The 19,525-nt window shown below is 34.3% G+C and carries 15 protein-coding genes; 9 read left to right on the forward strand and 6 right to left on the reverse strand.

What is annotated here, in order from left to right:
• Nucleotides 1-12: 12 nt before the first annotated feature.
• The gene (locus FNE73_RS05380; protein WP_185147296.1) at nt 13-1,155 is read left to right on the forward strand and encodes a GNAT family N-acetyltransferase; all 1,143 of its coding nucleotides are present in this window, start codon (nt 13-15) and stop codon (nt 1,153-1,155) included.
• A 95-nt stretch (nt 1,156-1,250) separates the two neighbouring features.
• On the opposite strand, the gene FNE73_RS05385 is transcribed toward FNE73_RS05380, so the two are convergent.
• A complete protein-coding gene (locus FNE73_RS05385) occupies nt 1,251-2,852 on the reverse strand; it encodes a S8 family peptidase (RefSeq protein WP_143883726.1) in 1,602 nt (533 codons plus the stop codon).
• 147 nt (nt 2,853-2,999) lie between these two features.
• Here FNE73_RS05385 and FNE73_RS05390 point away from each other — a divergent pair, with 147 nt between their 5' ends.
• The 4 genes from FNE73_RS05390 to FNE73_RS05405 all read left to right on the forward strand — a co-directional run bounded on the left by FNE73_RS05390 (nt 3,000) and on the right by FNE73_RS05405 (nt 6,104).
• On the forward strand, nt 3,000-4,124 hold the full coding sequence (locus FNE73_RS05390; protein WP_143883727.1) for a DegT/DnrJ/EryC1/StrS family aminotransferase: 1,125 nt from the start codon (nt 3,000-3,002) through the stop codon (nt 4,122-4,124).
• Entirely contained in the window at nt 4,125-4,559 is a 435-nt protein-coding gene (locus FNE73_RS05395; RefSeq protein WP_143883728.1) for a hypothetical protein, read from the forward strand.
• Between the two features lie 16 nt (nt 4,560-4,575).
• Nucleotides 4,576-5,598: a UDP-glucose 4-epimerase GalE gene (gene galE, locus FNE73_RS05400; protein WP_143883729.1), complete on the forward strand. Its 1,023-nt coding sequence runs from the start codon at nt 4,576-4,578 to the stop codon at nt 5,596-5,598.
• A gap of 65 nt (nt 5,599-5,663) precedes the next feature.
• Nucleotides 5,664-6,104 carry an adenylyltransferase/cytidyltransferase family protein gene (locus tag FNE73_RS05405; protein WP_089741295.1) on the forward strand — a complete coding sequence of 147 codons (441 nt, stop codon included), beginning with the start codon at nt 5,664-5,666 and terminating at the stop codon, nt 6,102-6,104.
• Between the two features lie 50 nt (nt 6,105-6,154).
• On the opposite strand, the gene FNE73_RS05410 is transcribed toward FNE73_RS05405, so the two are convergent.
• From FNE73_RS05410 to pnuC, 5 genes are all read right to left on the reverse strand, one after another.
• Nucleotides 6,155-8,716 carry a TonB-dependent receptor domain-containing protein gene (locus tag FNE73_RS05410; protein WP_143883730.1) on the reverse strand — a complete coding sequence of 854 codons (2,562 nt, stop codon included), beginning with the start codon at nt 8,714-8,716 and terminating at the stop codon, nt 6,155-6,157.
• Between the two features lie 165 nt (nt 8,717-8,881).
• A complete protein-coding gene (gene mltG / locus FNE73_RS05415) occupies nt 8,882-9,907 on the reverse strand; it encodes an endolytic transglycosylase MltG (RefSeq protein WP_143883731.1) in 1,026 nt (341 codons plus the stop codon).
• 37 nt (nt 9,908-9,944) lie between these two features.
• A complete protein-coding gene (gene dapF, locus FNE73_RS05420; RefSeq protein WP_143883732.1) occupies nt 9,945-10,712 on the reverse strand; it encodes a diaminopimelate epimerase in 768 nt (255 codons plus the stop codon).
• Between the two features lie 97 nt (nt 10,713-10,809).
• Nucleotides 10,810-11,355, reverse strand: coding sequence for a hypothetical protein (locus FNE73_RS05425; protein WP_143883733.1), 546 nt, complete (start codon nt 11,353-11,355; stop codon nt 10,810-10,812).
• Entirely contained in the window at nt 11,352-12,029 is a 678-nt protein-coding gene (pnuC, locus tag FNE73_RS05430; RefSeq protein ID WP_143883734.1) for a nicotinamide riboside transporter PnuC, read from the reverse strand. Before pnuC ends, FNE73_RS05425 begins: the two co-directional genes overlap by 4 nt.
• Nucleotides 12,030-12,190: 161 nt before the next feature.
• Here pnuC and FNE73_RS05435 point away from each other — a divergent pair, with 161 nt between their 5' ends.
• The 4 genes from FNE73_RS05435 (at nt 12,191) to secD (ending at nt 19,435) form a co-directional block, all read left to right on the forward strand.
• Nucleotides 12,191-13,699, forward strand: a complete 1,509-nt coding sequence (locus FNE73_RS05435) for an APC family permease (RefSeq protein ID WP_143883735.1) — start codon at nt 12,191-12,193, stop codon at nt 13,697-13,699.
• A gap of 59 nt (nt 13,700-13,758) precedes the next feature.
• On the forward strand, nt 13,759-14,793 hold the full coding sequence (locus tag FNE73_RS05440) for a WD40/YVTN/BNR-like repeat-containing protein (protein ID WP_143883736.1): 1,035 nt from the start codon (nt 13,759-13,761) through the stop codon (nt 14,791-14,793).
• 103 nt (nt 14,794-14,896) lie between these two features.
• Nucleotides 14,897-16,255 (forward strand): oxygen-independent coproporphyrinogen III oxidase, encoded by a 1,359-nt coding sequence (hemN, locus tag FNE73_RS05445; protein ID WP_143883737.1) that lies wholly within the window; start codon nt 14,897-14,899, stop codon nt 16,253-16,255.
• Between the two features lie 285 nt (nt 16,256-16,540).
• Nucleotides 16,541-19,435, forward strand: a complete 2,895-nt coding sequence (gene secD / locus FNE73_RS05450; protein WP_143883738.1) for a protein translocase subunit SecD — start codon at nt 16,541-16,543, stop codon at nt 19,433-19,435.
• Nucleotides 19,436-19,525 lie beyond the last annotated feature (90 nt).

The raw sequence follows: 19,525 nt of genomic DNA on the forward strand, positions 1-19,525 counted from the left end.
AAGACTACATTTGTGGACATTTTTATGGCTTATCACTTTAAAATTTTCACCTCTGTTTCAGAACTTCCGGATGACTGGGATTTTACTATAGGACAATACAATGTTATGCTGTCAAAATCCTACTTTTATACTTTAGAAGAGTCTAAACCAAAGAACATGAAATGTGTTTTCGCAGGTTTTTTTGATCGTAATGAATTGATTGGAGGGGCTTTGATTCAGTATCTGAGTTTTTCAGAACATAAAACATTTCAGAAAAACGAAATTTTATGCAGCATCAGAAATTTTATTACAAAACAGTTCAGCCGCGATTTATTGATTCTTGGAAATAATATGCTCACCGGGCAAAACGGATTTTATTTTAATCTTTCAAAAATCACCTCAGAAAATGCAATACTGTTATTGGATGAAGCCTCACTGGAGTCTCAACACCTGTTTGGTAAACCATCCCTTGTTTCGTTCAAAGATTATCAGAAAAGTTTTCTAAAACATTTTGAAACCAAAAACTTTGAGAAGTATTACAGATTTTCTGTTCAGCCCAACATGATTTTAAACATCAGGAAAGAATGGAAGAGCATAGAAAATTATTCTCTTGATTTTTCTAAAAAGTATAGAGCAAGATTTAAATCTGCCAAAAAAAAGCTGGACGGCATTCATAGAAATGAATTGATTATTGAAGAGATTAAAAAATATCAGCATGATATGAATGCTCTTTATCAGAATGTAGCTGAAAATGCACCATTCAACACTTTTTTTCTTCGTGAAAATCATTTTGAATCCATGAAGTTTCATCTGGGTCACAAATTCAGGGTATTCGGGTATTTTTTAGAAGGAAAACTGATTGGTTTTTATACTTTAATCATCAATAATAAAGATGTTGATACTTATTTTCTTGGGTACGATAAAGAAATTCAGAAGGAAAAACAAATTTATCTGAATATGCTTTTTGATATGGTAGAATTTGGCATCGAAAACCGTTTTGAAAGAATAATTTTTGGCAGAACGGCTTTAGAAATAAAGTCTACGATTGGTGCAGAACCTGTTGAAATTTTTGGATTAATCCGGCATAAAAACAAATGGGTTAATTTCCTGATGGAAAAGATTTTTACTTCAGTTAATCCAAAAACCGAATGGATTCAGCGCAAACCGTTTAAATAAAAATATTTCTAAATTTGGTTAAAAAGGTTTTAAGCTTTCAAATTTCTTATCAATGATAATGAATATTAATTCAGAAATATCATAAAACTTCTAAATTATTCTTTGATAAATTTTTCATAGTAAATATTGTTCTTGGTTTTTACTTTCAGATAATAGGTGCCTTTTGCAAAGTCTTCCACCTGAACAGATTTTTGAACAGATTTTATAATAAATTTACCCAGATTATCATAGATTTCGACAGCCGTTACTTCTTCTACAGTTGCAATATTCAGGATGGTTTTTACAGGATTCGGAAAAATTGCAATTTTATTTCTTTTTACAAGTTCAGAAGTATTTAATGTTGAATTATAAAAATTTCCAAAATTTAAAATTCCGTATCCCATCTGATCAGTATGAGTGGGATAGAGTGAAGCAGTCTGCCGGAGTTTGGTTCTCATCAAATCTCTGTTCATGGTAGGAAACGCCTGTATGAGACAGGCAACGCCGCCTGCGGCAACAGGAGTTGAGAGAGAAGTTCCTGTAGAAGTTGTCACAGAATTGTTGTTAACCGTTACCGTATTGGTACCTCTTGCACTTGCATCTGGTTTTACAGCACCGAGAGAATTGGGTCCGTAGGAAGAAAATCCTGAAGAATTTCCTGCTGAATCTACGGCTCCTATAGTAAAAACTTTGGTATTATCTGCCGGTGTTGTAAGGTAATGCCACGAATTCTGCCCGGAATTGCCTGCTGCAAATAAAACAAAAATGCCTTTGTTGACAGCAATTTCGCTTCCTCTTGCGATGAAGGATGTTGATCCGTTCAGATGAGCATAGGTATAATTGTATTTAGGATCATCAAAGATATTGTAGCCCAGAGAAGTCGTAATGATGTCAACTCCTTTTCGGTCGGCTTCTTCAGCGGCTTCAATCCAATATAATTCTTCTTCCGGAATCTCAACAGCCGCATTTTCGCTTCTGTAAAGATAAAAATCAGCATCAGGAGCAGAACCAACAAACGAATCTGCGATATATCCGCCGATTGTTCCTAAAACAATTGTTCCGTGATAATTTAAAGACGGATTGTAAATGTCGGTATTTTTGGCTACAAAATCATAGCCGCCTTTAATTTTATTCTGAGTCCATAATCTGGAAAATGCAGAACCGGTATTTACGCTAGGAAATCCGGTATCAATGACGGCAATGGTAACGCCCGTTCCCGTATATCCTGCAAGATGAAGAGGTCTGAGATTGATCTGATCAATCTGTTCGGAACCTGCGCCGTACCCAAAAACAGTTAAGTTTTTTTGTTGAGCTTCAAAATCAGACCATTTATTTGTTGTCTGATTTTTTAAAACAAGAGAAGAATTTTTAGCAAAACTTTCAACAGACTGCACGAAAGGCTGAGCTTTTATGATATTTACCTGAGCCTGATTGGCATTCACTGCAACACCATTCAGCCATTTAGAATAATCGGTAATGGTAAATCCCAGATTTTGTAAATTTTGAATATAAGACTGCTCAATAGGAGCGTCCTGATCGTTAAGCGGAATTCCCAAGGCAGTTCTTCTGTCAATAGATTTTTGTGAAAGCTCGGAAAGCGGATTGGCATAAAATGCAGCTTTGTTTGGTTTCCCTGTAAAATAGACAAATACCAATTCCGATTGTGCATGTGTAATGGAATAACCCGCTAAAAAACAAAAGAGTAAAAACTTTTTCATTTTATAATTTTGCATAAAGATAAAACAAAATCAATAAAATTTTTGACAGGATTTTAAATTCCTTATTTTTACACAAATATTTGTTGATAAACCCACACACAATTTAAATTTTAAATGTGACGGTACTTTCAAAAAAAATTAAAAAATATGAAGAAAATTCAGATGGTTGACTTACAAAGTCAGTATTACAAAATAAAAAATGATGTAGATAATGCAGTTCTTAATGTGATGGATTCTGCTGCTTTTATCAACGGACCTGAAGTGAAGCTTTTTCAAAACGAAATGGAAACTTATCTGGATGTAAAACACGTAATTCCTTGTGCTAACGGAACAGATGCTTTGCAGATTGCTTTGATGGCACTTGATCTGAAGGAAGGCGATGAAATCATTACGTCAGATTTTACTTTTGCTGCAACTGTAGAAGTAATACACTTATTGAAACTGAAATCGGTTTTAGTAGATGTAGATTACGATACTTTTACCATCTCTACTGAAGCTATTAAAAAAGCGATTACTCCAAAAACAAAAGCGATTATTCCCGTACATCTTTTCGGGCAATGTGCCAATATGGAAGAGGTCTTAAAAATAGCTGAAGAAAACAATCTTTTTGTTATTGAAGATAATGCACAGGCAATTGGTTCAGAATTTACTTTTTCAGACGGAACGGTAAAAAAAGCGGGAACCATGTCTACTGTAGGAACAACTTCTTTCTTTCCTTCCAAAAATTTAGGCTGTTATGGAGACGGAGGTGCTATTTTTACCAACAACGATGATTTGGCGCACAGATTAAGAGGAATTGTCAATCATGGGATGTATGAAAGATACTACCATGATGAAGTTGGAGTAAATTCCCGATTAGATAGTGTTCAGGCTGCGATTTTAAGAAAAAAACTTCCCCATTTGGATACTTACAATGATGCAAGAAGAAAAGCGGCAGATTTTTATGATGAAGCTTTTGCAGGGAACGAAAATATACTGACTCCCAAAAGAGCTGAATACTCAACGCATGTATTTCACCAATATACTTTGAGAATTCTTAATGGAAAACGTAATGAACTACAGAAGTTTTTAATTGAAAAAGAAATTCCTGCAATGATTTATTATCCTGTAGCTTTAAGAAAGCAAAAAGCTTATTACCAGGAAAGTAATGATGCTGATTTTGTGAATACAGACAAACTTTTGGATCAGGTAATATCTCTTCCGATGCATACAGAGCTGGATGAAGAGCAGTTGAAGTATATTACGGATGCTGTGTTGGAATTTATGGGATAAATGAAGAAGAGAGTTTTTAAGTATAGAATTATCGGGATTTTACTATTTTTAATAGAAGTCTTTATATTTATTTTATTTAGCTTTGGAAGTTATGATAGCTTTGCTAACTTTACTTCACAAGAAATATTTTCACAAGAAAGTTGTCTTTTTCTGTTTGCTGTTGCAGTAGCTTTTACTTCTTTTTTAAGTTTAATTTCGCTTCTATTTAGATCTAGATATACAATTTTATTTTTAAACATTCACTATTCAATTATTTTATTACTTTTTCTAATTGGAATGATGCAATTAATTTACAGAAATGATTACTATAAGGAGGATAATTGGAAATTTATTACAATAATTTCAATTATTTTAATTCTCATATTCATGGTGAATTTCTTTAAGATTAAACGTATTGATTTCTTGGAATTAGATGAAATAGGAAAACCAAATTAGCATTACATATAAGACAATGGCAATACTCGTTACAGGCGGACTCGGATATATCGGTTCTCACACGGTTGTAGAACTCATCAATAATAATTTTGAAGTGGTAATCGTAGATGATTTATCCAATTCGGAAAAATTTATTTTACACAATATAGAAGAAATTACAGGTAAAAGACCTGTTTTTTACCCTTTCGATTTAAAAAGAAAAGAACTTCTTAATCAGGTTTTTGAAGCGCATCAGATTGACGGATGCATCAATTTTGCTGCTTTTAAAGCAGTAGGCGAGAGTCAGGAAAAACCAATAGACTATTATGAAAATAATTTGTTTTCGTTAATTAACATTCTTCAGGAATTTAAATCAAGAAATATTTCTAACTTTATCTTCAGTTCATCATGCACAGTTTACGGACAGGCAGATGAAATGCCGATTGATGAAAACACGCCGCTCAAAATGCCGGAAAGTGTGTATGGGAAAACAAAGCAGATGGGCGAAGAGATTCTGAAAGATTTTGCAGTTGCTTATCAGAAAAAGGTATGTCTTTTAAGATATTTTAATCCGATTGGCGCTCATCCTTCTTCATTATTGGGAGAGTTACCGATCGGAATTCCCAATAATCTGGTTCCTTATGTGATGCAGACAGCAGCCGGAATTCGTGAGAAACTAAGTGTTTGGGGAAATGACTATCCTACGGAAGACGGAACAGCCATCAGAGATTATATTTATGTAGTAGATCTCGCAAAAGCGCATGTCGCAGCTCTAAAAAATCTGATGAATAAAAATTCAGATGAGACAGTTGTTGATATTTTCAACTTGGGAACAGGAAAAGGTTCATCGGTTTTGGAAATTGTGCAGGCTTTTGAAAAAGCAAACGGAGTTTCAGTTCCTTATAAGATCTGCGATAGAAGGGAAGGTGATATTACCATCGCTTATGCTAATGCAGATAAGGCAGAAAAAGAGTTAAAATGGAAATCTGAAACCTCTTTGGAACAGGCTTTGAAGACAGTATGGGAATGGCAGAAATATCTGCAGTCAAGAAACAATTAACAAAAAATTGCTGAATTTATGTTTTCAAAAATTCAGCAATTATAAACTTAAAAAAATAACTACTTATGAAAACACAAAGAATAGGTATTACCTTTTCCTCATTTGATTTGCTGCATGCAGGTCATATCAAGATGCTGGAAGAAGCAAAAACTGTTTGCGATTACCTTATTGTAGGTCTTCAGATAGATCCTTCGCATGATCGCCCCAATAAAAACAAACCTACTCAGACGATTGTAGAAAGATATATCCAGCTAAAAGCAGTGAATGCAGTAGATGAGATCATTCCGTATTATACAGAAGAGGATTTGGAAGATATTCTGAAGTCTTTTGTAATTGATGTAAGAATTATTGGTGATGATTATTTAAACCGAGATTTTACAGGAAAAAAATATTGTGAAGAAAAAGGAATTGAAATTTTTTACAACAAAAGAGATCACCGTTTTTCTTCCAGCGATTTAAGGCGAAGAATCTACGAAGCCGAAATGGCAAAAGAATTATTAAAATAAAAAAAAAATCCGAAAATTAATTTTTCGGAATTTTTTGTTTGTAGTACCATTTACATCGGACCTTGCTGATCGTCTCCGGAAGCATTTGAATTCACATCCTTTTTACGTTTAGGTTGTTCAACCTTTTCTCCTTGTTTAAATCTGTAAGTAAGAGAAACAGCAAACTGTCTTGGCTGCCACTGCATATAAGAATCTCTAACAAAGTTTTGCCCGAAGGTAGTTGATTCCATCGCTCTGGTATTGAAAATATCCTGAATATTGAACGATATTGTTCCGTCACCTTTCCAAATCGTCTTAGAAGCTCCAAAATTTAATGCATACATATCTTTTCTATCCTGAAAAGCTGTTTTTTGCCCACCTCTGTAAAAACCTTGCAATTGGAAGCTAAAGGTTTTATCAACTTTAAAGGTTGTCGTAAGTCTGGATCTTGCAGCAAAACCGCTTCCGTTAAAATTTGCAGTTGCAACGATAGGGTCTCCGTTGTTATCTAATGTGTCATATAAGGTACTTCCTTTAGTTTTATATCCAAACAAATCAATATTTCCAAGAAACTTAAGCCAAGGTGTAGCATCCCAACTGAAATTCAGATCTAAACCGTAACGATCATCAGTTCCTAAGTTGATTGGTTTGGTATGAAAAACTATTCGGTCTTCTTTTTTACCAAGACTATTAGTAAATGTTTCCTTTTCATTATAAACCAGCATCTTTGTGTCATCTGTCTGGTGTCTGAAATATAGTGTCGGATTAATAGTAAGCTTCTTTTTAGAAATACTGTATCCAAGCTCAAAAGAATCTACATAAGAAGGATTTAAATCAATATTTCCATCGAAGATATTCTGGTTGTCATTGTAGCTTGGATTGGGAATAAGAAACCACGATCTTGGTCTGTCAATTCTTCTGGAATAATTGAGCAACAGCTGATTGTCTTTTGAAAACTCATAGCTCAAAAATACGCTTGGAAATAAGTTGTTGTAGGATTTTCTTCTTATAAGCGGTGCTTCATCTGGTACAAGATTAGCATAATCAATATCAATAGTAGAGTGTTCATTTCTTAACCCCAACTGATATCCAATCTTACCGATTTTACTTTTAAACTGTATGTAGCCTGCATTGAACATCTCTCTGTACAATGCATCATAAGTATATAAAGGTAGAAATCTTAATGTTTGAATAGCAACAGTGCTTTCTCTTACATCATTATTATAGTTATTTTCATTAATGTCTAATCGGTAACCTGCTTCTATTTTAGAATTTTCACCAATTGGAAGTTCATAATCAGCTTTTCCGACTAAAGTTTTATTCTTTGTTTGCTGATTAATAATATTTTGTAATTCAAAATTTCCATTTTTGGTTTCATCAATATAAGTATCATTGTAAGAACGGTTACTTTGTAAACTTAATGACAAAGCAAGATTTTGTCCTTTATCATCAAATTTATGATCCAAACCAAAATCGCCCTGAAAAGCGAGATTGTCATTCACTCCTGTAGTAATCCTATTTCTAAAAATATCTGCAGCGTTTAATAATTTATTGTCATAAGTTACGTTTCCGTTACTTGTATTGTTGAATGTTCTTACAGTTCCTGATGCATTAACAGAAGTTTTATCGGTAATATCATAAACAATACCGGTCGAGAAATTATAATTATTATTCTGGCTGTCATTGATGTTTTCCTGATTAGTTCTCAGGATAGATTCATCTTTTGTAACATTATTGAAAACGCTATTTGTTCTATTCGTATTTCTGGATTCTCTGTAACCGCCGCCACCGTTTAAAAACCACGTTAAATTACCCTTTCTCCAGCTTAAATTAGTATTCAAATTGGTTTGTGGTAAATAGCCTAAAGTTCCGATAACACTACCATTAAAACCTGTTTTCTTTGATTTTTTTAAAATGATATTTAAAATACCTGCGGTTCCGCTTGCCTCAAATTTTGATGAAGGATTGGTAATTACTTCTATTCTTTCAATCTGATCTGCCGGAATACTTTGCAGGGCATTGGCTCCGTCATCAATTCCTAAAAGCGCAGAAGGCTTACCATTGATTAAAAAACGTACATTAGAACTTCCTCTCATAGAAACAGTTCCGTCTGTATCAACAGAAACCGAAGGTACATTAGACAAGACATCCTGAAGATTTCCGCCTTTACTTACGATGTCCTGAGAAGGATCATAAGTTCTTTTGTCTAATTCAACTTTGTATGGCTTTGTAGTAGCTGTAATTGTTACTCCCTGAATATCCTGAGTTTTCACATTCGTTGCAGAAGATTCTGCCTCAATAGAAAGGGCTCCAATATTTCCGGGTCTGCTGATTTGCTTATTGATCACACTTTTTTTATAATCTATAGCTTCAACTGAAATGTCGTAATTTCCCGGAGTAAGATCTAGTTTATAATTACCTTTTTCGTCAGTAAGAGTAGCGTCACTGAAGAGCTTATTCTGTTTGTGGCTGAATGTTACTGATGCATAAGGTACAGGCTGATTACTCTTGTCTACAACTGTTCCCGAGATTCCCACTTTTTCCTGTGCAAATGCTAAAGCTGCTGCTGAAAGTACAAAAGTAAGTCCTAAGGTTTTTCTGGTGAAAATACTGATTATTTCCGTTTGATTCATAGATATTCTTTTTATGAAATTGTAACAATAATGCTTTATGATTAAATTCTAACTAAAACATAAATTGAGCCAATTTCATGGTTTGTTTAATGTTTATAATTTATATGTCGATTAATAATAATAAATGTTAATTACAAACTTGTTAAAAAAAGTTAAATATTTTTATTATTTGATATTTTTAGAATTCAGCCAGTCCTGATAGGCTTTCGCATTCACTGCATGTTCCTCTGCACTTGCTGTGAATTTGTGATATCCTAATCTCGCAGGATCTGCACACATAAATATATAATTGTTGTTTTCTGCATTCAGAACAGCATCTACAGAATTTTTATCTACCACACAAATTGGTCCTGGTGGGATGCCTTTATTTGCGTAAGTATTATAAGGAGATGGTGTTGTAAGATGTTTATAAAAAACTCTTTTTATAGATTCTTTAAAGTTTGTCTGTTTATTGATGGCGTAGATTACGGTAGGATCAGACTGCAGTTTCATGTCTTTTTTATAACGGTTAAGATAAAGACCTGCAATGGTTTTCATTTCATCTGGCTTTCCTCCGGATTCTTTATACACTATCGAAGCCAAAGCGTAGATTTGATCTCTCGTTAGTCCCGACTGTTGTTCTTTAGATTTTCTTTCCTCGTTCCAGAATTTTTGGTACTGATCATCAAATTTTGTGAAAAACTCCTGCGGAGTTACCGTCCAAAAGAACTGATAAGTATCTATGAAAAAATATTTTTTAAGATCTTCTGCATTTTTATAACCCTTTTCGGTAGCTATTTTATTCAAATCATTTACAAATCTCAGCGAATCCAGCTCTGTTTTTCGGCTCACTTTTCCAACCATCTGATAAATATCTCCAAAATCCCCGATTCTGAAAGAGTTCGCGGTCTGGTTACCTGCCTTTATCATATTTACCAATGAGGTATTATTGGCTCCTTTTTGAAAATGATAACGACCAGGCTTAAAGTAGTTGTCCATATCTTTATCTTCTGCTACTTGTTCAAAAGATTCCTTATTTTTAATATATTGGCTTGCAGAATCTAAAATCTGTTTAAAGTTGGCACCGTGAGGAATAAGCACATATCCTTCTTTTGCCACATTGCTGCCATAATATTTTTTATAAAATTTAAAACCAAAAAATCCTGCAACAGCAAGAATTAAAAGGATAATAATAAGAATAGCTTTTTTCATTCCTGAAATAAGATTAATAGTTTTTAAAGTAAAAAAATTAAATGAGATCTATTTTGCCTCTGAAAACCTGTTTAGCAGGACCTTCCAGCCATATTTTTTGAAATTTACCTTCATTTTTTTCTGCATAAACTTTCAGGTTGCCTCCTAAAGTTTTTACTTTGATGGAGGTTAGATTGTTTTTTTGCAGAAAAGTTAAAGCAGAAGCTGTAACTCCTGTGCCACAACTGTAAGTTTCATCTTCAACGCCTCGTTCATAGGTTCTTACAAATATTTCGTTATCAGAAATTTTTTCTACAAAATTGACATTAATGCCTTTTTCACAATAATTTTCGGAGTTTCTAATCCTATTTCCTTCAGCAAAAACATTGTAGTTGGCAATATCTTCAACGTATTTCACGTAATGAGGGGATCCTGTATTCAAAACAAAATCTTCTCCGTCAGAAGAAATGCTTTCAACATCAATCATTTTTAGTTTGACAACTCCGTTATGTATTTCGGCTTCATGTTCCCCGTCAATAGCTATGAAAGTGCATTTTTCCTCGAAAATATCCAGAAAAAAAGCAAATGCGACCAAGCATCTGCCACCATTTCCGCACATGGTGCTTTCTCCGCCATCCGAGTTATAGTAAACCATTTTAAAATCGTACCGGTCATCATTTTCTAAAAGAATGAGACCGTCTGCGCCAATTCCGAATCTTCTGTCACAAAGTTTTTCAATTGTTTTTTGATCTTTAGGAAACTGTAGATCCCGGTTGTCAATCATTACAAAGTCGTTTCCGGTTCCCTGATATTTATAGAATTCCATTACACTTGAATTTTGTTATAAAAACCTGCAAAATTACTTTATTTTATATGAAAAAACGAACAGCAGATCTGTTCGTTTATTTATTATTTGATGAATGCTATCTTCTGAATCCGCCATTTTGATTATTTTGATTATTTTGGTTGGTGTTTTGCGGTGCTTCTGATCTGTTTCCTGCCGGATTGCTGTTTCTAAAACCGCTTCCATTGCTGTTTCTCGGTGCCTGTTGCGGAGGCTTTTGAGGAGATTGATTTCTGTAGCCGCTGTTTCCCTGTGTATTTCTGTTAGGGTTTCTGAATCCGCTGTTGTTGGTATTATTTCTTGGGTTGTTATTATTGGGGACATTTCTGAAACCACTATTTTCCCGAGGTATATTGGAGTTTTGACGTTCAAGATATATTCTTGTTCTGTTGTTCCCATAATAATAAGGAATGCCGTTATCATAATAGTATCTCATGTCATTACGATAATAATAACCATCATTTCCAAAATATCCGCCGTTGCCGTAATATCCTTGCGGAGCGTAATAATATCCGTTATCATAGTAAGGTTCTCCGTAAGTTGCATAACCTGTATTGTAAGCGGAGCATGCCGTGAGACTTGCGGTAAGACTTAATCCTAAAACTATTTTTATTATATTTTTCATAACTGTATTGTTCTTTTATTAGTATAACTATTCTTCCAGGCAACAAATCCTACGATTGCCATAACAGTAAATACCAAATATTGAACCGAAGTGATTCCGTACCCTTTATAAATATACATAGGGATAGATGCAAGATCTCCTACAATCCAGAAAATCCAGCTCTCAATACGTCTTCTCGCCATAAGCCACATTCCCACCAAAAAAATGGAGGTAATAAATATATCCAGCCAGTTTGCCCAGTCAAGATGATGAACTCCTACTGTGACCTTATCAATAGAAAAGCCGTTTTCAATAAAAGGCTTATAATAATAAATGAGAGTTATTAAAATTAAGCTCACCATAAAAAGAGCAAAAGATAAAATCCATTCTTTTTTTGAAGCCCAGTCTACGGTTACATGAATCTGATCCTCAGAATTTTTAGCCCACAAAATCCAGCCGTAAATACTCATTACCGTATAATAGATGTTGATAATGCAGTCACCAATCAATCCGGCGATATATAAAAGATAAACATAAATAACGGTGGAAACAATTCCCGTAGGATAAACCCAGATATTTTTTTTAATAGAAAAAAATACACTCAAAATTCCCAATAGAGTTCCTGTAATTTCAAGAGTGATTTGCAAAATGTCTGCAGTTTCATAAGGCTTTATGAAAAAATCATATAAATTCATGGTTTAAAAATAACTAAAAAAACAGATAATTAAAATGAATAGAAATGGGTGTAAATCAGTTTTTTATATTTTTAAAGTTAAATTAATTTGCGAAAATCAGTCATTAAATGTTAATATCTCTAAATTTTTTATATTTTCGTAAATCTTTAATAAATAGAAACATGTCGAATATTTGGAAAACTAAACCACTCGGAGCCTATGAGGCGGATATGAAAAAAAGTGAACTCAAACGAGTTCTGGGCAAGTGGAGTTTAACTGCCATAGGTATTGGAGCAATCATTGGAGGCGGTATTTTTGTACTTACGGGAACGGGAGCTTATTATCATGCAGGTCCCGCATTAGCATTGTCTTTTGTAGTTGCAGGTATTGCCTGTATTTTTGCTGCGTTGTGTTATGCAGAATTTGCAGCATTATTGCCTGTTGAAGGTTCTGCTTATGCGTATGCTTATGGTACAGTGGGTGAAGTTTTTGCATGGCTGATTGGATGGGGATTAGTTCTCGAATATGCAATGGGCTCTATGACGGTTGCTGTTTCATGGTCGGGATATTTTAATAAATTCCTGAAAATTATCAATGTTGAACTGCCGTATTATCTTACCAATGACTTTGCTACTGCAAAACAATATGCGGTGAGTCATGGTCTTACGGAACCTTCATTTGCATTCAACCTTCCTGCGTTTCTGATTGTTTTGATCGTGACGTCTATATTGGTAAAAGGCACAAAAGAAGCTGCAGGAGCAAATAATATGATTGTAATTCTGAAAACTTCTGTTGTAGTTTTTGTAATTGTTGTAGGTGCACTTTTCATCAATATGGATAATCTTACACCATTTATTCCGGACGAGAAAATGATCATTCAGTCTGATGGTAAATTAGGACCGGCTTACGGTTTTAATGGTATTATTGCCGGTGCAGCTGCTGTATTTTTTGCTTATATAGGCTTTGATGCTGTTTCAACTCAGGCTGCGGAAGCAAAAAATCCAAGAAAAGATATACCATTTGCGATTATTGTTTCGTTATTAGTATGTACAGCTTTATATATTCTTATGTCTCTTGTACTTACGGGGATGATGAGTTACAAAGATTTCGGAATTGTACCGGATGCGTTAACAGCTCCTGTTGCTGTTGCTTTTGAAAAAGCTACCGGAATGGATTGGGCAGTAATATTGATTACAGTTGCTGCTACGATTGGATTAATTTCTGTGCTTCTTGTAATGATGTTGGGACAGTCAAGAATATTTTTAGGAATGGCTAAAGACGGTTTGTTGCCGAAAATGTTCAAAGAAATTCACCCGGTGAGAAAAACTCCTTATAAAAATACTATACTATTAGGAATTATTGTAGCTACTGTGGCAGCCCTTACACCTATCAGTACATTAGTTCATATGTGTAGTTTCGGAACTCTTTTCGCATTCACAATGGTTTGCTTTGCTGTTTGGTTGCTTAGAGTAAAAAAACCTGAATTAAAAAGAGGATTCAAAACTCCGATGCTTCCTGTAGTAGCATCATTGGGAATTTTAATCAACATCTATCTAATTGTCAATCTGGAAATCACTGCCATTTACATGGCGATAGGCTGGCTGGCTTTGGGACTTCTTATTTACTTCTTATACGGAAAACGAAATAGTGTTCTAAACCAGGGTGGTTATGATGAATTTATAGAAAATTAAATTATCAATATACATATATAATCCGCAGTTATTTCTGCGGATTTTTTATTTTTACAGATATGAAAAAAATAATAATTCTTTTTTGTCTGACTTTAAATCTCTTTTTGTTTTCTCAGAAAATTGAAAGTTTTAAAACTATATTCAATGACAAGATAAGCATCAGAGCCATTGAACTATACGATAACAAAATTTGGTATAGCGGAACAGATTCTAAATTTGGGTATGTTGACTTAAAAAAGCCGCAGAACCAAAAACAGATCAGACTTTCTGAAAAGAAACTTCAATTTAGAACTCTGGCTCAGGATATAACATCATTTTATGCTGTCAATATTGAAAGTCCTGCTTATTTTTTCAAGATCAATAAGAAAACACTTACTTCGGAAATCATTTATACAGATACAACGAAAACAGCTTTTTATGATGCTTTACATTTTGTAAGTGATGACTTGGCTTTTTCATTTAGTGATACCGATAAAAGTTTAAAATTGAGATTGCTGGAAATTTTTCCTAAAAAGAATAGTTATAAACCTTCCGGTTTCATATCCCGGAATGGAAAATTAATGATGAATGAAGGTGAAGCTGCTTTTGCAGCCAGTAATACCAATTTGGCATCTTACAAAGAATATTTATGGCTGGGAACAGGAGGTGGTTCAGCAAGAATTTTTAAATTTAATTTGAGATCTCAATATGCGGAAATCTTTGAAACTGGATTTATTCAGGATTCAGAATCTCAAGGTATCTATTCCATAGATTTTGCCGATGCAAACTTCGGAATTGCTGTAGGAGGCGATTATACAAAACAGGAGGCAAATGTTAATAATATTGCCACTACGCAAAATGGCGGTAAAAGCTGGAAGATTCAAGCATCAGGAAATAATGCAGGTTACACTACTTGTGTGAAAATAAAACCCGGATCAAAAGGTAAAGACATCATTTCTGTCGGAGATCAGCATATCAGTTATTCATCGGATTATGGAAAAACATGGCAGAAAATTTCTGATGAAAAAGGTTTTTACGTCTGCCGTTGGATTGATCAAAACACAGTAGCTTTTGCAGGAAAAAATAAAATTTCTATAATGAAGCTTATATTCTAGATGCTCAAACTCATACGGATTGATAGTCTTTATTTCAGAAGTATTGGTTAATTTTGCAGGATGAATTTTTTTAATTCATATTAATCATTTATTTTAATTCTGCATGAGTTCATTAGTTGATAAATATAATATTCCCGGTCCTCGATACACTTCTTATCCTACTGTTCCTTATTGGGACGAGTTTACTTTTTCCCGCGAAGAATGGAAATCAAGTGTGATAAAATCTTTTAATGAAAGTAATTCGGAAGAAGGAATTTCAATTTATATCCATCTTCCTTTTTGTGAAGCACTGTGTACTTTCTGCGCTTGCCACAAAAGAATTACAAAACAGCACAGCGTGGAAATTCCTTATCTGGAAAGTGTTTTGAAAGAATGGACGCTTTACCTGCAGTTGTTTAGTGAAAAGCCAAAATTAAAAGAGCTTCATTTAGGAGGTGGAACTCCCACTTTTTTTTCACCTCAAAACTTAAAAACTTTGCTGGAAGGAATTTTTGAAACTGTTGAAATTTCAGACAAGCCAGAATTTTCTTTTGAAGGGCATCCGAATAACACCACAAGAGAACATCTGCAGACTTTGTATGATCTTGGTTTCCGAAGAGCAAGTTTCGGCGTTCAGGATTATGATCTGAAAGTACAGAAAGCCATTAACAGGATTCAGCCTTTCGAGAAAGTAAAAGAAGTTACAGAATTGGCAAGAGAAATTGGATACACGGGAGTGAGCCACGATTTGGTTTTCGGACTTCCGCACCAGCATTGGGATGCAATGGAATATACCATTCGAAAAACTTTAGAACTGAAGCCAGATCGTCTTGCATTTTACTCTTACGCTCATGTTCCGTGGGTAAAAGGGGTGGGACAGCGTGGTTTTGATGAAAATGACCTTCCAAGCGGAGAAGAAAAACGCCGTTTATACGAAGATGGTAAAAAGCTTTTGCAGGAATTGGGATATATTGAAGTCGGGATGGATCATTTTTCTCTTGAACACGATGATCTTTACCAGTCTTTAATTCAAAAGAAATTACACAGAAATTTCATGGGCTATACGTCAAGTAAAACTCAGCTTATGGTAGGATTGGGTATGTCATCTATTTCAGATTCATGGTATGCTTTTGCACAAAACGTAAAAACAGTGGAAGAGTATCAGAAGATGGTTGAAGAGGGAGAAATTCCTGTAGTGAAAGGTCATATACTTAATGATGAAGATTTGCTGATCAGAAGAAATATTTTAAATCTGATGTGTCAGCTGGAAACAACATTTCAAGACATTAATGCAATTCCCGAACTTCAGAATGCTTTTGCTATGCTGGATGAAATGCAGCGGGATGAATTGGTGGAAATCAACGGGAATCAGATAAAAATAACAGAAAAAGGCAGAGCTTTTACCAGAAATGTTGCAATGGTTTTTGATCTCAGAATGATGAGAAATAAACCGGAAACAAGAATTTTTTCAATGACTATTTAATGAATTTAAAATTGATTAAGAAACATATACAAATTAATTGCTTGGATAATCTCTGAGCAATTTTTTATTTTACGTGCTTAGGTATTCTCTTAAATACAGTTTTGAAAACTGACAATTTATATGAAATTTACATTAAGTTTCATTTAAACATCAAAAATACTTTCACATTTTATCAAAAATATGCCTGAATATATCTGAAAATAAACGATTTCTACCGTTAAAAATTCATAAAATATCAATAAAATCATTATATTTGCCGACTTAATTTAACGTAGTTATAACAAAATGCAAGGAAAAGGACTTATTACAATTGTTGCTATTGTATTAGGGCTAATATGCTTAAATGAGCTATTGCCAACCTGGTACGCAAGCAAAATTGAATCGCAGATTGAAGCTGCGAACGGGAACGAGAAAGAGATCAAACGATTAAAAGAAGATACTCTTCATCTGGGTTTTACAGATCTTTATTACTCTAAAGCGAAAGACAAAGAAATGAAACTTGGTCTTGACCTGAAAGGAGGTATCAATGTACTTTTGGAGATCAATCAGAGAGATTTGGTAAGTGATTTAACCAATTATTCTACCAATCCTGTTCTTATTGAAGCTCTAAACAGAACAGATGAAGTACAGAAAAACTCTTCAAAATCATATATAGATAACTTCTTCGTTGAGTTTGATGCAGTAAATAAAGCTAAAGGAGCTAACCTTAAACTTGCGGATCCTGAGATTTTCGGAAATACCAATCTTTCTGAAATCAAATTCAATACAACGGATGACCAGGTTAAAAGCATCGTTAAAAAAAGAATTGATCTTTCTGTAGGTACTGCTTTTGAAGTAATCAGAACCAGAATTGATAAATTAGGAGCTATACAGCCCAATGTACAGAGAGTTCCCGGAACAGCGAGAATTTCTGTAGAAATGCCGGGAATGAAAGATATTGATAAGGTGAAAAAAATGCTTCAGACTTCCGCAAAACTTCAGTTTTGGGAAATACAGCAGATCCCGGAAGTGGCACCTTATTTCCAGACTATTACCACAACAATTGCCGCAAAAGGAGATTCTATGGGAGTTGCAAAAAATGTAAACTTCATGAATCTTTTGCAGTTGGACAAACTAAAAACCAATGGTGTTGCAAGTGTGAAATTATCTGACACTGCAACTGTAAATAAAATCCTTAACAGCAAAGTAGCACAGTCTTTAAGACCGGCAAACATTAAATATACCCAATTTATGTGGGGATATAAGCCGGAAGCTACAGACGAAAACAGTCTTGTTTTATATGCTATCAGAGGAAATATTAATCAAAAAGCACCTGTAGACGGAGCAGTAGAGACAGCTAACATCAGCTATGATGAATTGGGCAGAGTAGTTGTAGATATGCAGATGGATTCTAAAGGCGCAAAAGACTGGAAAACGCTTACAGAGAAAAACGTAGGAAAACCGGTTGCTGTAACTTTGGACAACAGAGTGTATACTGCACCTAATGTTGTTGGTGCAATTCCTAACGGAAGAACTCAGATTTCAGGGAATTTTTCTCAGGATGAGGCGAAAGAATTAGTAGATGTTTTAGGAGCAGGTAAACTTCCTGCAGGAGCAAAAGTAGTTCAGGCAACACAGGTTGGTCCTTCTTTAGGTCAGGAGTCTATTGATGCCGGTGTGGTTTCATTTGCTATTGCATTCCTTATTATCATTGTTTATATTATTTTCTATTATGGAGGAGCGGGTGTTTATGCAGTAATTGCAATGATCATCAACTTATTCTACATTTTTGGAATTATGGATTCCGGAGACTTTACATTGACACTTCCTGGTATTGCGGGTATAGTACTTACTATGGCAATGGCAGTAGATACGAATGTTATTATTTACGAAAGAACAAAAGAGGAACTCTTCGCAGGAAAAAGTATATTTGAGGCATATAAAGACGGTTTCAAGCATGCTTTAAATGCAATTATTGATGGTCACCTTACAACTTTATTAACGGCAGTAGTATTATTTTTCTTCGGAACGGGACCTATTAAAGGTTTTGCATTGACGTTGATGATTGGTATTGTAATGACATTATTTACTTCAGTAGCATTATCAAGAGTAATGATCTTTTCAAGACTGGAAAAAGGAAAAGGTCTTTCCGTTTGGACAGCTCCTACTAAAAATCTTTTTAGAAATACGTGGATTGACTTCATTGGAAAGAGAAAAATTGCTTACGCTGTTTCAGCTATTTTAACCGTAGTTAGCTTAATTTCAATTTTTACAAGCGGTTTCAAATATGGTATTGATTTTACTGGTGGTAGAAATTATATTATAAGATTTGATAAGCCGGTAAATGCGGAGGATATTGAAAGAAAATTGGTTCCGTTCTTCAAAACTGAAGATGGTAAAAACTCTTCGGTTGAAGTGAAAACTTTTGGTAATGACAATCAACTGAAAATCTCAACAGATTATCTGATCAATGATGAGTCTTTGAGAGCAGACCAGACTGTTGAGCAAAAATTATTTGAAGGATTAAAAGGTGATTTCTCATCATCGACTACTTTGTCAGATTTCAAGAGCGCAGATAAAGGAAATACAGGAATTGTTTCATCAGAAAAAGTAGGACCTACCGTTGCTGATGATATTCAAAATCATGGTATTTTGGCAGTTGTTGCAGCTTTGGGAGGTATCTTTATTTATATCTTATTCAGATTTAGAAAATGGCAGTTTTCTTTGGGAGCGGTTGCGGCTTTATTCCACGATGCGATCATCATTTTGGGAGCTTATTCTCTACTTCATAGAATCATGCCTTTCAACATGGAAATCAATCAGGATTTCGTAGCTGCAATTCTTACGGTATTGGGTTACTCCATTAATGATACGGTAATTATCTTCGACAGAATCAGGGAATATCTGAGAGAAAAGAAATCTGCAACCTTGGCAGGGCTTTTTGATGATTCTATCTCAAGCACTTTAGGAAGAACGTTCAATACAACACTTACTGTGTTATTGGTAATTCTTGCGATTTTCATCTTCGGAGGAGACAATTTAAGAGGATTTATGTTTGCTTTATTAATCGGTATTGGTTTCGGAGCTTACTCGTCTATCTTCATTGCTTCTGCAATTGCTTATGATTTCCTTAAAACAGGCAAAGAAGAAGAAGTAAAAGGCAGAACAACAACCAACAAAGAAGTTCTTTCTTCAAAATAATTTAAACTACATTAAATACTAAAAGAGTCTTTCAATTGAAAGGCTCTTTTTTTATGAGCTATTTATTTTTTAAACGGTAAAGTTTTAAAA

Source organism: Chryseobacterium binzhouense, assembly GCF_007474545.1.
GTDB lineage: Bacteria > Bacteroidota > Bacteroidia > Flavobacteriales > Weeksellaceae > Chryseobacterium > Chryseobacterium binzhouense.